The 14,324-nt window shown below is 35.4% G+C and carries 12 protein-coding genes and 2 tRNA genes; 6 read left to right on the top strand and 8 right to left on the bottom strand.

Annotation, left to right across the window (positions count from 1 at the left end; genetic code table 11):
* Window positions 1-30: 30 nt before the first annotated feature.
* The 3 genes from D778_RS04010 to D778_RS04000 all read right to left on the bottom strand — a co-directional run bounded on the left by D778_RS04010 (window position 31) and on the right by D778_RS04000 (window position 2,630).
* Window positions 31-1,011: an MlaD family protein gene (locus tag D778_RS04010; protein WP_007647924.1), complete on the bottom strand. Its 981-nt coding sequence runs from the start codon at window positions 1,009-1,011 to the stop codon at window positions 31-33.
* 65 nt (window positions 1,012-1,076) lie between these two features.
* Window positions 1,077-1,853: an ABC transporter ATP-binding protein gene (locus tag D778_RS04005; protein WP_202898519.1), complete on the bottom strand. Its 777-nt coding sequence runs from the start codon at window positions 1,851-1,853 to the stop codon at window positions 1,077-1,079.
* A gap of 3 nt (window positions 1,854-1,856) precedes the next feature.
* Complete coding sequence (locus tag D778_RS04000; protein ID WP_007647921.1) at window positions 1,857-2,630, bottom strand: MlaE family ABC transporter permease; 774 nt, start codon at window positions 2,628-2,630, stop codon at window positions 1,857-1,859.
* Window positions 2,631-2,745: 115 nt separating this feature from the next.
* On the opposite strand from D778_RS04000, the gene D778_RS03995 reads away from it, so the two are divergent.
* The 3 genes from D778_RS03995 (at window position 2,746) to D778_RS03985 (ending at window position 5,286) form a co-directional block, all read left to right on the top strand.
* A complete protein-coding gene (locus tag D778_RS03995; RefSeq protein ID WP_007647919.1) occupies window positions 2,746-3,519 on the top strand; it encodes a patatin-like phospholipase family protein in 774 nt (257 codons plus the stop codon).
* A gap of 117 nt (window positions 3,520-3,636) precedes the next feature.
* A complete protein-coding gene (locus D778_RS03990; RefSeq protein ID WP_007647917.1) occupies window positions 3,637-4,395 on the top strand; it encodes an NYN domain-containing protein in 759 nt (252 codons plus the stop codon).
* A 6-nt stretch (window positions 4,396-4,401) separates the two neighbouring features.
* Window positions 4,402-5,286 (top strand): ChaN family lipoprotein, encoded by an 885-nt coding sequence (locus D778_RS03985; protein ID WP_040491347.1) that lies wholly within the window; start codon window positions 4,402-4,404, stop codon window positions 5,284-5,286.
* Window positions 5,287-5,331: 45 nt separating this feature from the next.
* Here the strand turns inward: D778_RS03985 and D778_RS03980 are convergent.
* The 3 genes from D778_RS03980 to mutS all read right to left on the bottom strand — a co-directional run bounded on the left by D778_RS03980 (window position 5,332) and on the right by mutS (window position 8,241).
* A tRNA-Leu gene (locus D778_RS03980) sits at window positions 5,332-5,415 on the bottom strand.
* Between the two features lie 24 nt (window positions 5,416-5,439).
* Window positions 5,440-5,511, bottom strand: a tRNA-Gly gene (locus tag D778_RS03975).
* Between the two features lie 117 nt (window positions 5,512-5,628).
* On the bottom strand, window positions 5,629-8,241 hold the full coding sequence (mutS, locus tag D778_RS03970; RefSeq protein ID WP_007647914.1) for a DNA mismatch repair protein MutS: 2,613 nt from the start codon (window positions 8,239-8,241) through the stop codon (window positions 5,629-5,631).
* A 160-nt stretch (window positions 8,242-8,401) separates the two neighbouring features.
* Here mutS and D778_RS03965 point away from each other — a divergent pair, with 160 nt between their 5' ends.
* Entirely contained in the window at window positions 8,402-8,935 is a 534-nt protein-coding gene (locus D778_RS03965; protein ID WP_007647912.1) for an RNA methyltransferase, read from the top strand.
* Window positions 8,936-8,982: 47 nt separating this feature from the next.
* Window positions 8,983-9,600 carry a class I SAM-dependent methyltransferase gene (locus D778_RS03960; RefSeq protein ID WP_155949883.1) on the top strand — a complete coding sequence of 206 codons (618 nt, stop codon included), beginning with the start codon at window positions 8,983-8,985 and terminating at the stop codon, window positions 9,598-9,600.
* Window positions 9,601-9,605: 5 nt separating this feature from the next.
* Here the strand turns inward: D778_RS03960 and D778_RS03955 are convergent, their stop codons facing one another.
* Together D778_RS03955 and folK are read right to left on the bottom strand one after the other, a co-directional pair.
* The gene (locus tag D778_RS03955; RefSeq protein WP_007647908.1) at window positions 9,606-10,085 is read right to left on the bottom strand and encodes a GyrI-like domain-containing protein; all 480 of its coding nucleotides are present in this window, start codon (window positions 10,083-10,085) and stop codon (window positions 9,606-9,608) included.
* Entirely contained in the window at window positions 10,075-11,217 is a 1,143-nt protein-coding gene (gene folK, locus D778_RS03950) for a 2-amino-4-hydroxy-6-hydroxymethyldihydropteridine diphosphokinase (RefSeq protein ID WP_007647906.1), read from the bottom strand. The genes D778_RS03955 and folK overlap by 11 nt, the downstream gene beginning before the upstream one ends.
* A gap of 304 nt (window positions 11,218-11,521) precedes the next feature.
* On the opposite strand from folK, the gene D778_RS03945 reads away from it, so the two are divergent.
* Complete coding sequence (locus D778_RS03945; RefSeq protein WP_007647905.1) at window positions 11,522-14,221, top strand: AsmA-like C-terminal region-containing protein; 2,700 nt, start codon at window positions 11,522-11,524, stop codon at window positions 14,219-14,221.
* The last annotated feature ends 103 nt before the right edge of the window (window positions 14,222-14,324 follow it).

The following is a 14,324-nucleotide window of genomic DNA, read 5'->3' as shown; positions in this document are numbered from 1 at the left end:
CTGGTTTTTTAATAGACCATAACCCTGATTCTATTTTTTTTCAGCCCTTTTCTCTTCCTTCTCTAACTTTTTAAAATACCCACGAAACAAGAAATTATGCTTTAAAGCCTCCATGTTTTCATCAAACTTTTTGGTGCCTTCATTAATGTTTTTTAGCGACTCTTCTATTTGTTTTGCAAATTCAGGATCGTTGGACAAATAATTTATGGCACCTTCCCCTTCTTTAATATTGGTGATGGTTTCATTTAAATTGGTAATAACCTTTTTAATTTCCAAACTTGATGTCTCCAAATTGGAAATAATATGCCTTACCTTATTGGCTTCGGTTGTGTCGTTCAGTAAAACACCAGCTACACTATTATCCATATCAATTTTATGTATTAACGCATTTAAACCCAACATGGTGTTGTTGGCTTCCAAACTGGCGTGTTTTAAATTTTCCAAGGTTAATTTAACATCTCCAGCTACAAGGGTATCTTTAATCAACATGCCCAAAGTTCCCTTACCTTTGTTGATGCTGTTAACAATATCCAATAATTTAGAGGTTAATAAAGCAGCATTTTCATTGGTGGTATTTAAGGTGTTCAGCATTTCTCCAGTACCTATTTTAGTATAGGATTCAATAATATCGCCTTGTGAAATGGGTTGAGCCGAACCTTCTCCTGGAATTATGTTCACAATCATGTTTCCCACCAAACCATCAGAACCAATAGTGGCTATGGCATCTTTTTTTATGTGCTTGACCATCTTTTCATTAATAACCAGCTCCACATTAATGGTAGAATCGTTTATCATATTAATATTTTTAACCGTTCCTACATTAATTCCAGAATAACGCACGTTGTTTCCTTGCATTAAACCATTCACATTGTTAAAATTGGCGCTAATGGTAAACGTTTTATCGAACATGTTTTTTTGTTCCCCAATAAAATAAATGGCAGCAATAAAAATAGCCATGCCTATAATGACAAAAAGGCCTAGGTTAAATGTTTCTTTACTTGTTTTTTTCATGTCTATATTTTTATTCACTCCCTAAAACCTACCTATTTGCAGACAGGGAAAGAGCTCTTTTTAAATCATTTAAAAAACGCTTTTACTTGTTCGTCTTTAGACGAAGCCAATTCGGCAAAAGTGCCTTCGGCATAATTTGTGCCATCTACCAGTAAAATCATGCGTTCGCTAACAACCCTGGCACAATCCACATCGTGCGTGATTATTAAAGAAGAGGTTTTATATTGCTTTTGCACACGCCTCATAAGCTCAATAATTTCTTTAGACGTTATTGGATCCAAACCACTGGTTGGTTCGTCGTACAAAATGATTCTGGGTTTTAAAATGAGAGCTCTTGCCAAGGCGATCCGTTTTTGCATCCCTCCAGAAAGCTCAGAAGGCATTAAATCCATGGTATGTGCCAATCCCACACTCTCCAAGGCTTCTGTAACCAATGGTGTGGTGTCTTTTATGTCCCCAAATTTTTGCTTGTGCCTTCTTAATGGGAATTCCAGGTTCTCTCTAACAGTCATAGAATCGTAAAGGGCATTTCCTTGGAACAGAAAACCGATTTCTGTACGAATATCGTCCAATTCCACTCTGTTTAGTTTGGTTATATCCTTACCCATAACCCTAATACTTCCCGAATCGGGTTGCATTAAGCCTACAAGACATTTTATCATAACCGATTTCCCTGAACCAGATTTCCCCATAATCACAAGATTCTCACCTTCAAAAAGTTCCAGATTAAATCCGTTCAATACATGATTGTTTCCAAAAGACTTTCTCAAATCCTTAATTTCAAGCATTCGAGTTTTAGTGCTTAATCCTTCAACTTCATGTATATGTTGCTTTTGGTTCATCTTTTAAATCTCAAAAAATATATCGGTTACAAAAACTGCAATAAAATCCAGCACAAACAGCAACATGGAAGAAAACACCACAGCCGAATTTGCTGCCAAACCTACTCCAACAGTACCTTTTTCACAATTATAGCCCTTAAAACAACCTACAAGTCCTATGGCAAAACCAAAGAAAAACGTTTTAATGGTAGCAGGAATGATATCGCTAAATTCCAAGGCATTGAACACCTTGTTAAAGTACAAAACAAAAGAAACGTCCCCTTTTAAGTTCTCTATAATATAAGATCCGTAAAGTGCAATGGCATCGCCAAAAACAACCAAAATTGGCAACATTAAAGTGGTTGCAAGGATTCTGGTTACCACTAAAAATTTAAACGGATTGGTTCCAGAAACCTCCATGGCATCTATTTGTTCAGTCACTTTCATGGAGCCCAATTCTGCCCCAATTCCAGAGGCAATCCTTCCTGCAAAAGTCAAAGCAATAATTACAGGCCCAATCTCTCTAATAATAGAGATGCTAACCATGGAAGGCATCCAAGAAACAGCGCCAAATTCCTCTAAAGTTGGCCTGGTTTGAAGCGTTAAAACCAACCCAATGATAAAGCCGGTAACTCCAACCAATAAAATAGACCTATTGCCAACACTGTAACATTGCCTTAAAAGTTCTTTAAACTCAAATGGCCTGGAAAATACTTCCCTAAAAAACCGACCAGCAAAATACGAGAGCTCGCCAACTTCAATAAAAAAAGATTTAAAAAGGTGCGTTGTTTTTTGCATAGATTGTTTTATAAGCCTTTCAAAGATAGCTTAAGTTCCTTTAAATTAAAATGATTGCTGTCATTTTAAGAGTTTCGGAATAAATGTATTTTTGAATCAAATTAAATTATGAAACATGAAAATAGGATTGGTTTTATCTGGTGGAGGCATGAGAGGTGCTGCACATATTGGAGCTATTAAAGCCCTTGAAGAACATGGCATTTACCCAACCCATATCGCTGGAACCAGTGCAGGAGCCATAGTAGGCGCTTTGTATGCTTCTGGATATAATTGGGACGATATTTTAAGGTTTTTTAAGTCTATTTCCATTTTGGACATTACAAAATATGCCATTCGTAAACCTGGGATTTTAGATGCTGATAAATTTTACAACAATTTCAAAACCTATTTTTCTGAAGATGATTTTAGCATTTTAAAAAAAGACCTTCAAATAACTGCTACTAATATTTTAAATGGCGATTTGATGGTTTTTAAAGAAGGGGAACTTATTAAACCCATATTAGCTTCTGCTGCATTTCCAGGTGTGTTTTCACCCGTTAAAATCAATGATTCCTATTATGTGGATGGAGGCACCTTAAATAATTTTCCCGTAGAGCTCTTAAAAAAACAGTGTGACATCATCATTGGTATTTACGTGAATGGTTTTGAAACCATAGATATCAAAGAACTGAAACATTCCCATCATGTTGCAGAGAGAGCATTCAAATTAAAATCTGTTAGGGAAGATTACATGAAATTCAAGACATGCGATTTAGTTGTTTGCCCTAAAGGTTTAGACAAGTTTGGGACCTTCGACAAAAAGAATTTAAAACACATTTTCGATATTGGTTATAACGCTACCATAGAAGCCTTAAAAACATTTGAAATAACCAAAAACACAAATACTTAATTGGTTTAACAGGTGTTAACAAGACATGTCTTCCATCATTTTTATATTCAAAAAAAAACCTTTTCTTCTGGATAATTCAATATCTTGTAAAACTTTGAAAACAACAAAACATACATCATGAATTTAAATTTAGCTGTCCTTATAGATGGAGACAATATTCCTTCGGATCATGTAAAAGAAATGATGGAAGAGATTGCAAAATACGGCAATCCAACCATTAAACGAATTTATGGTGATTGGACCAAACCTCATCTTTCTAAATGGAAAGATCTTTTATTACAAAATGCCATTACACCCATACAGCAATACGCGTATACTTCAGGCAAAAATGCCACAGATTCTGCCATGATCATTGACGCTATGGACATACTTTACTCCAATAAAGTAAATGGTTTTTGTTTGGTTTCCAGCGATAGCGATTTTACAAGATTGGCCACCAGATTAAGGGAAGCAGGCATGCAGGTGATTGGCATTGGTGAAAAAAAGACCCCAACCCCTTTTATTGTGGCTTGCGACAAATTTATTTATGTTGAAATATTAAGAAAACAATCTGAAAAGAAAGACGATACCACTACCAAAGAAAAAGACAAGGACAGCATCGACAAAATTACACCACAAGTCATAAAATTGATCTCTACAACCATAGATGATTTGTCTGATGAGGAAGGCTGGGCATTTCTTGGAGATGTTGGTAGTTTACTACAGAAAAAACAGCCAAATTTCGATTCCAGAAACTATGGCTTTGAAAAATTAACTCCCTTGATCAACTCCACTGATAATTTTGAAATTGAAAGAAGGGAAACCCCAAAAAGCAAACACAAATTGATTTTTGTGAAAAATATTGAAAAACCTAAAAAAAGATCCAAAAGAAAATAACCCTACATGAAACAACCTGTATTAACAATATTCACATGCTTAATTTTTATAACTTTAATGTCTGCCCAAAGCAAACCGGCTTATTTATTGTTTAAAAACAATGGCAAACCAGCAGATTATGATAAAATGATTAAAGACCTGGCAGAGAGTGACATGGTTTTTTTTGGAGAATACCATAACAACCCTATTTCACATTGGATGCAATTGGAGATGAGCAAAAGTTTCTTTGAAATAAAAGGAGACAAACTCTATTTTGGTGCCGAAATGTTTGAGAATGGAAACCAATTGGTATTAAACGAATATTTAAATGGATTTTATGCCGAAGACAAAATGCTTCCTGAAATCACGCAATTATGGAGCAATTACAAAACAGATTACAAACCTTTACTTGAATTTGCCAAAGACAAAAAACTTAGGTTTATTGCAACAAACATCCCAAGACGCTATGCTTCCATGTTAAGTAAAAAAGGCATGGACGCTTTACAAGAATTAAGCCCTGAAGCACTTGCCATGATAAGTCCAGATTTAGAAACCTATTTTGACCCAAACGTAAAAGCCTATGCAGAAATGGCTGATAATATGGGTGGACACGTGCCTCCCAATATGCTGAATATCCAAATAGCCCAAGCCTCTAAAGATGCTACCATGGCGCATTTTTCCCTTAAAAATTTTAAACCTGGAGATTTTTTGTTTCATTTTGAAGGCTCTTATCACTCCAATTACAATCAAGGCATTATATGGTGGATCAACAAAATACAACCTGGCTTAAATATAAAATCTGTTACAACTGTTATGCAATCTGAATGGGAAGAACTAACAAAGCAAGAAAAAGCAGAGATAGCAAATTATATTATTGTAGTGGCAGATAATATGACACAAACAAAAGGATAAACTTAAAAACAGAAAAGCCGAAACTTGCGTTTCGGCTTTCATCTGTACTGAAGGCGGGACTTGAACCCGCACGAACTAATGTTCATTGGATTTTAAGTCCAACGTGTCTACCAATTCCACCACTTCAGCATTATATTTTCTAACAGTGTCTAGAGCGAAAGACGGGATTTGAACCCGCGACCCTCACCTTGGCAAGGTGATGCTCTACCCCTGAGCTACTTTCGCAGTTTTTTATGAACTTGCCTGTTTTTTGGCAGGCCTACAATCTCTCGATTGCGGATGCAAATTTAAAATATTTCTAGGAACTGCAAAGCCTTTTTTAAAAAATAATGCAATTTATTTTTAAGCCATCTTTTTCTTAACCAACATGCGTTTTATTTCGTTCAATTTCATAAGTGCTCCCACTGGCGTTAGGGTATCAATATCAATATGCAAAATCTCTTCTTTTATGTTCTCCAGCAAAGGATCGTCCAGGTTGAAAAAGCTTAACTGCATTTCGTTATCCAATGTTTTAACTTTTTCTGTTAGCTCTTCGCTGGAATGGGATTGTTCCAATTTCTTTAATATTTTATTGGCTCGATGCAACACCTGTTGTGGCATGCCAGCCATCTTGGCTACATGTATCCCAAAACTATGTGCAGAGCCACCAGCCACCAACTTTCTTAAAAAAAGAACGTTATCTTTCAACTCTTTTACTGAAACATTATAGTTTTTTATGCGTTCAAACGTTTCGGTCATTTCATTAAGTTCGTGATAATGGGTTGCAAACAAGGTTTTGGCTTTTGCAGGATGCTCATGTAAATACTCGCTAATGGCCCAAGCGATAGAAATTCCATCGTAGGTACTGGTTCCCCTACCTATTTCGTCAAGCAAAACAAGACTTCGTTCCGATAGGTTATTTAAAATAGAGGCTGTTTCATTCATTTCAACCATAAAAGTCGATTCTCCCATGGAAATATTATCACTGGCTCCTACTCTGGTAAAAATTTTATCAACCACACCAATTCTGGCTTCTTTGGCTGGAACAAAACTTCCCGTTTGAGCCAATAGCACTATTAATGCTGTTTGACGTAAAATAGCCGATTTACCAGACATATTTGGACCTGTAATCATGATAATTTGCTGCGTGTCCCTATTTAAAAACACATCGTTTGCTATATACGCTTCACTAGGTGGTAGTTGTTTTTCAATTACTGGATGTCTACCGTCTTTAATATCTAAATCTGTTGAGTTATCCATGGTAGGATATACATACTTGTTGTCTATTGCCAATTGGGCAAAACCACACAAACAATCCATTTGCCCAATAAGGTTTGCATTTTGCTGAACGGCCTTTATATATTGCATCATCCAAACAGTAAGTTCTGAAAACAACTGCTGCTCTATAGCAAGAATACGTTCTTCGGCTCCAAGAATCTTAGCTTCGTATTCTTTGAGTTCTTCTGTAATGTAACGTTCGGCATTTACTAGGGTTTGCTTTCTAATCCACTCGGCTGGAACTTTATCTTTATGGGTGTTTCTTACTTCAATATAATAACCAAAGACATTGTTTGATGCGATTTTTAAAGAGGTAATTCCAGTGCGTTCCGTTTCACGTTGCAACATGGTATCCAAATAGGTTTTTCCAGAATGCGACAACCCTCGTAATTCATCCAGTTCTTTAGAAAATCCTTCAGCAATGGTAAAGCCTTTCAATACATTTACAGGCGCATCTTCGTTTAATGTTTCTTTTATTTTTTCACGTAAAACATCACAACTTTGCAAGGTGTCTCCTATCGCTTTTAAGGAAGTATTGTCACAATTGGAAGCTATGGCCTTTATTGGTACAATAGCCTCTAAGGAGTTTTTAAGTTGAATGACCTCTCTGGGATTTACTTTACCAGTCGCTACTTTAGAAATTAAGCGTTCCAAATCGCCAATATGCTTGATGTGGTTTTGGATTTTTTGAAGTATTTGTTTGTTTTTACTTAAATAATCAACCACTTCATGTCGCTGTTTTATTTTCTTCACATCCTTTAAAGGCAAGGCCAGCCAACGTTTTAGCAAACGTCCTCCCATGGGAGAAATGGTTCTATCTATAACATGCAATAAGGTTACAGCATTGTTGTTGGTGGAATAATAAAGTTCCAGGTTTCTTATGGTAAACTTGTCCATCCACACATAATCGTCTTCGGCAATTCTGCCAATTGATGTGATATGCTGTAGTTTGTTATGCTGTGTTTCTGCCAAATAATGCAAGATAGACCCAGAAGCAATGATGCCTTCATACAAATCTTCAATTCCAAAGCCTTTTAAGGTTTTTGTATTGAAATGCTTGACAAGGGTTTCGTTTGCATAATCTATTTGATATACCCAATCTTCTAAATAAAACGTATGAAAATCATCACCAAAGACCGATTTAAACTCACTTCGTTTTTGTTTGGGCACAAGCACTTCACTGGGTTTAAAGTTTTGAAGGAGCTTATCGATGTATTCTTCGTTCCCTTGAGAGGTTAAAAACTCTCCAGTGGTGATATCCAAAAATGAAATTCCAATATGGGTTTTTCCGAAGTAAACAGAACATAAAAAATTATTGGATTTCGATGTTAAAACCTCATCATTAAAAGCCACTCCTGGAGTCACCAATTCGGTTACACCTCGTTTTACAATGGTTTTGGTTTGTTTTGGGTCTTCCAACTGATCACAAATAGCAACACGCTCTCCGGCTTTTACAAGTTTGGGTAAATAGGTGTTTAAAGAATGATGGGGAAAGCCAGCCAATTCGGTTTCGCTCTCGCTTCCGGCACCTCTTTTGGTTAAAATAATATCTAAAATTTTAGCCGTTTTTATGGCATCCTCACCAAAAGTTTCGTAAAAATCTCCAACACGAAACAACAACAAGGCATCTGGATACTTTACCTTAATGGCATTGTATTGTTTCATTAAAGGGGTTATTTTTTTAGTCTTTTTTGTCATCTTGTTTTTTCATTTCCATAAAGCCGGAAATCCACCAATGGATAAATGATTTATATGTGTTACTTTTGCTTTTTATGTAAGGTTGCTAATGTAACCATAATTTCATGTTTTGTAAAGGCCAAACCATAGAAGTTATTTACAATTATTCACAATTTTTAAAATGCGAAAACTAAAAAACAGCGAGTTAGACAGATTGAGTGTGGAAGATTTTAAGGAGGTAAAAAAAACACCATTAATCATTATACTGGATAATATAAGAAGCTTGAATAATATTGGTTCTGTTTTTAGAACTAGTGATGCTTTTTTAATAGAAAAAATTTACCTCTGTGGCATTACTGCAACACCTCCACATAAAGACATCCACAAAACAGCTTTGGGAAGCACCGAAACCGTTGCATGGGAATATGTAGAAGACACATTAACACTTATCCATAAACTAAAAGCTGAAAACATAAATGTAATAGCTGTGGAACAAGCCGAAAACGCCATGATGCTTGATCAATTTACCCCTAAAAAAAACACACGTTACGCCTTGGTTTTTGGGAATGAAGTAAAAGGCGTGGCCCAAGATGTGGTCTCTGCCAGCGATGTGGTTTTAGAAATCCCGCAATTTGGAACCAAACATTCATTAAATATTTCTGTGAGCTGTGGCGTGGTAGTATGGGATTTATTTTCTAAACTTCAGGCAATCTAAAACAAGTGACAAAAAAATTAAAAAAACCTTGGCCTACAAAAGCTGTCATGACTCAAATCTACGACATGAAACTTTGGGGAGGAAGCACATTTGATTTTTACTCTGGAACAGGGTCGCACGACCCAAAAATTACAAACCCTTATTTACAAGCTGTCAGGTCTTTTTTAACATCACACAACCACAATTTAGTTGTTTGTGATTTAGGCTGTGGCGATTTTAACATAGGAAACCAGTTGGTTTCACTAACCAAAAAATACATTGCCATAGATATTGTGGATGCGCTTATTGAACGAAACAAAAAAAGGTACAAACATAACAATCTGGAGTTTCAATGTTTGGACATCTCTAAAGACGCTTTGCCACAAGCCGATTGCCTTATTTTAAGACAAGTGCTTCAACATGTTTCCAATGCTGAAATTAAAGAAATAGTTAAACAACTAAACCGTTATAAATACATTATCTTAACCGAACACCTCCCTTTGGGCACATTTACACCAAACAAAGATATTATTTCCGGTCAAGGTATCAGGCTTAAAAAAAACAGTGGTGTTGTTTTAACAGCACCTCCTTTTCATTTAAAAATTAAAGATGAAAAAATAATGGATGAACATGTATTGGAAGCTAATAAAGGACGAATTGTAACAACCTTGTTCTGTTTACATTAACTTTATTATTTTATTGGAATCCAAAAATCTTCTTCAGTTGCATGCAAATCCTTACTATAATTTTCGGGTAATATTTCAAAATGGGCTCTTGCATCCAATTGGTAATTTGAATTTGGCAACCAGTCCTTAAAAATAGACTGTTTAAACTTTGAAACATCCTGCATAGCTCCTTTATAAGTAAACACAGCGTAGGTTCCTGCCTTTAAAACAAGAGTTTCCATTCCTTCAGGAACATGATCGAAATTTGAAACTTCCACACCAACCCATTTTTCAAATTCAGTTAGTGCTGTGATGTTTTTCAATAAAAAATCGCCAAAATCCTGTATGGAAAACACATGTGTACCAATTCGGGACGAAATTTCATTGCGTCTGGGCATAAACTGTCTGGCCAAGTTCCCTGTTTCCTGTTGCATGGTTTTAAAACTCATGTTGGCCTTCATTCCAACAACCAATCTGTCGTTGACAGTCTTTATGCTATCTGGCATCATCGGTTTTGCATATTTCATTCAAAATCCAAAGATAATCTTTTCGGTTATCAACAAAATCCCTTTCGGAAATATCAATGATTTTCACGTGTAATTCCGATTGGTTCTTTAAAAATTCCAAATAGCCAGAGTTAATCTTATCTAAATATTCGTTTTCAATATTCAGTTCGTATTCCCTACCACGCTTTTTAATGTTTTCTTGCAAACGAGCCGTATTTTGATATAGATACACATACAGTTCTGGTTTGGCAATATCCTTGTACATTAAGTAGAAGAGTTTTCTGTAAAGTTTAAATTCATCTTCCGGCAAGGTGATTTTAGAGAAAATCAAGGATTTAAAAATATCGTAATCGCTAATGATAAAATCCTTAAACAAATCCAATTGCGATAAATCGTCACTGATTTGTTGATATCTGTCTGCTAAAAAAGACATTTCCAGAGTAAAGGCATAGCGTTTGGCATCTTCGTAGAATTTTGGCAAAAACGGATTTTCAGCAAAACGTTCCAATATTAATTTGGCATTAAAATCCTTGGAGATCATGGTTGCCAAACTGGTTTTTCCTGCGCCAATATTTCCTTCAATAGCTATGTAATTATAGTTTGAAAACTGAAATTGCTTGCTTGGGTTTTTTAACCAAATATTAATGGGTTCCAAAACACTTGTATCTTCGCATGTCTCCAGTAAATCGGCCACATTTTTGTGCAAGGTTGGATGCGTTAGTTTGGGAGCAATTTCCAATAAGGGTTTTAAAACAAATTTACGCTTGTGCAATTCTGGGTGTGGCACTTTCAGGAGTTTGGTTTCCAGTACGTCTTCGTCCACAAACAAGATGTCCAAATCTATGGTTCTGGACTCGTATCCTGCATTTGCCTCCCTTACCCTTCCCATGGACGTTTCTATCTCTAGCAAGGCCAGCATGATCTCATCTGGAGCTATGTCTGTTTCCAAAATCACACAGCAATTCAAAAAATCGCTTCCTTCAAAACCAAAAGCGGGCGAATTATAAACCTTGGAAATGATGTTTATTTTTCCAATTCTTTCAAAAATAAGATTAATGGCATCTTGCAGGTTTTTTAACCTGTCGCCTTTGTTACTGCCTAAAGAAATGTAAATTTTACGTCGTGTATCCATTGAAAAAACAAATTAACTAAAAGAAATTTTAATAGTTTATATTTACCAAACCTATTTATTCACAATTTAAAAGGAACCTGAAAAAATTACATATTAAAAATTCCAGTCGTTTTCAACTGTCTCAATACCATGCTGGTTACATCTTTTCTTTTTCGAGACAATCTCTATTTTAAAACCGTCAACTTAAAAGCAAACCAATTATTAGATTTGTTACACTATTAAAGTTTTATTAAACTTTTGTTTTTAAGCAACTTTCGTACTACTTTATACGTATATACTTACAATAACCATAAAATCACTATACATGAAAAAAGTATTCAAAATCATTGGAATTACTTTATTGACTATATTGCTCTTATTAATTGCCGTCCCATTTGTTTTTCAATCCAAAATTAAAGAGATAGTAAAACGAACCATCAACGAAAACTTAAATGCGCATGTAGAATTTAGCGATGTGAACCTTAGCTTTATAAGAAGTTTTCCTCAAGCCCAGGTGAGTGTTTCCGATTTGTTGATAACCAATTTCGAACCTTTTAAAGACGAGACTTTGGCATCTGCAAAATCCATTTCCTTAGACATGTCCATTAAAGAACTGTTTAAAAAAGCCAATGAAGGCCCAATTGTTGTTAACGAAATTTATTTGGATGAGGCTCTTATTACGCTAAAAACAAACAAAAGAGGCGAAACCAATTTCGATATTTTCAAGGATACTGAAGACCAACCGGAAACTGCTCAGGATTCCTCTAAAGGATTTACCTTGGACGTAAAAGATTATGCCATAGACAATAGTGCACTAACCTATTTGGATGAAAGTTCCAATATGGCATTTTATATTACAGAATTGAACCATTCCGGAAAAGGAACGTTTTCTGGAGAGGTATCCCAATTAGACACAAAAACCAGTGCTAGAGTGGGTTTAAAAATAGACAGCACTGAATATTTAAGCAATAACGACATAAAGTTGGATGCCTTAATTGGCTTGGATTTACCCAATAATAAATATACCTTTAAAGAAAACAAAGCCTATATCAATCAACTGCCATTGGAATTTCAAGGGTATGTGCAGTTGCTGGAAGAAGGCCAGGAAATAGACATTAGTTTTGAAAATCCTGGTTCGGACTTTAAGGATTTCTTAGCAGTTATCCCAAAAACCTATTCCAAAAACCTGGATCAAGTGGAAACCAGAGGGAACTTTAAAATTAAAGGAATTATAAAAGGGACGATGACAGAAGAAACCATTCCAAGCCTGGACATTAACATGGTTTCAAATAACGCAGGTTTTAAATATCCCGATTTACCAAAACGCGTGGAAGACATTTCAATAAACGCTTCGGTAATAAACACTACAGGAAATGCAGACGATACATATGTGGATTTACAAACCTTGAATTTTAAAATTGATCAAGATGTCTTTAAATCTTCGGCAGTCATTAAAAACCTTACCACCAATATGACTGTTGATGCCAATGTGGATGGTGTTTTAAACTTAGCAAACCTGAGCAAAGCCTATCCTATAGATTTAGATACAGATTTAACCGGAATACTAACTGCCAAGCTAGCTGCAAGTTTTGATATGGATGCCATAGAAAACAATGCATACCAGCGTATAAAAAGTAATGGAAACCTAAATATCAGAGGTTTCAAATATGCTTCGGAAGACTTGGTTAACCCAATTGTAATTTCAGAAGCTGCCATTGTTTTCAACCCTGGAACCATTAAACTGAATAAGTTTGATGCTTCTACTGGAAAAAGCGACATAACTGCCAATGGAACCATTAATAATTTACTGGGTTTTGTATTTAGTGACAAAAAACTGGGAGGTGAGTTTCAAGTAAATTCCAACGCGTTTTACTTAAGCGATTTTATGAAAGAAACAGCTTCAAACACTAAAAACAACGAAGAACAAACATCAAAAACTACCGAAACCTTTAAAATTCCAGCCTTTTTGGATTGCAAAATAAATGCAGACGCCAAAACAGTGTATTATGACAATTTAACTTTGTCCAACGTAAAAGGTAATCTGTACGTAAAAGACGAAAAAGCTGTATTACGAAACATGAGTTCAGATATTTTTAAAGGAAAGCTCCTGCTGGATGGTTATGTGGACACAGCAACTACTACACCAACCTTTATGATGAACCTGGACATGAACCAATTTGATATTTCCCAATCTTTCAACGATTTGGAACTGCTTCAAAGTTTGGCGCCAATTGCAAGTGCACTTCAAGGAAAGTTAAACAGTACCATTGCACTTTCCGGAAATTTAGGCAGTGATTTCACTCCGGATTTAAATAGCATAAATGGAAATGCTTTTGCTGAAGTACAGACTACTGAAATCAAACCTAAAAACGAAGCCCTTGTAAGTGCACTAAACAATGCCTTGAGTTTTGTGGATTTCAGTAAACTGGATTTAAAAGACCTAAAAACCAACTTGACTTTTGAAAATGGCATGGTAAACATCAAGCCCTTTAACATTAAATATCAGGATATAAATATTACCATTAATGGATCGCATAGCTTTACAAACACCATGGATTATAAAGCTGTTTTTCAAGTACCAGCCAAATATTTAGGGAGTGACATTAACAGGCTTATTGGAAAAATTGACGATGAAGCAGTTAACAACTTATCCATTCCTGTAACAGCAAATATTACTGGAACCTTCAACAGCCCAAATGTAAAAACCGATTTAACGAGTGGTGTTGCCAATCTTACCAAACAACTTATTGAAATTGAAAAACAAAAGCTAATAAACAAAGGGAAAGATCAAATACTGGAATTGTTAGGTGGTGTTAACAACCCATCAACAAACACTAACACGCCAAAAGACTCCACCAACAATACCAAGCCAACCTCCAACCCCATTAAGAACGTGTTGGACGATATTATTAAAGGAAACAGTAGCAAACCAAAAGACTCCACCAACAACACCAAACCTAAATCTGTAAAAGATTTGTTCAATGAGTCTATAAACAAGTCCAAAAAGACTGATTCCATAAAATAGCAAATCTTAATTATTTGTTAAGTTTTATTGATTTTCAGTTGTTTACAAACCAATTTTTGAAAAGAAAAGGTCATTTATTTGGATTTGTCAACAAAAAGGTTAC

This window comes from Xanthomarina gelatinilytica, assembly GCF_000348685.1.
Classification (GTDB): domain Bacteria; phylum Bacteroidota; class Bacteroidia; order Flavobacteriales; family Flavobacteriaceae; genus Xanthomarina; species Xanthomarina gelatinilytica.
The sequence above is the reverse complement of the archived record's forward strand: the minus strand, read 5'-3'. Positions and strand labels throughout refer to the sequence as shown.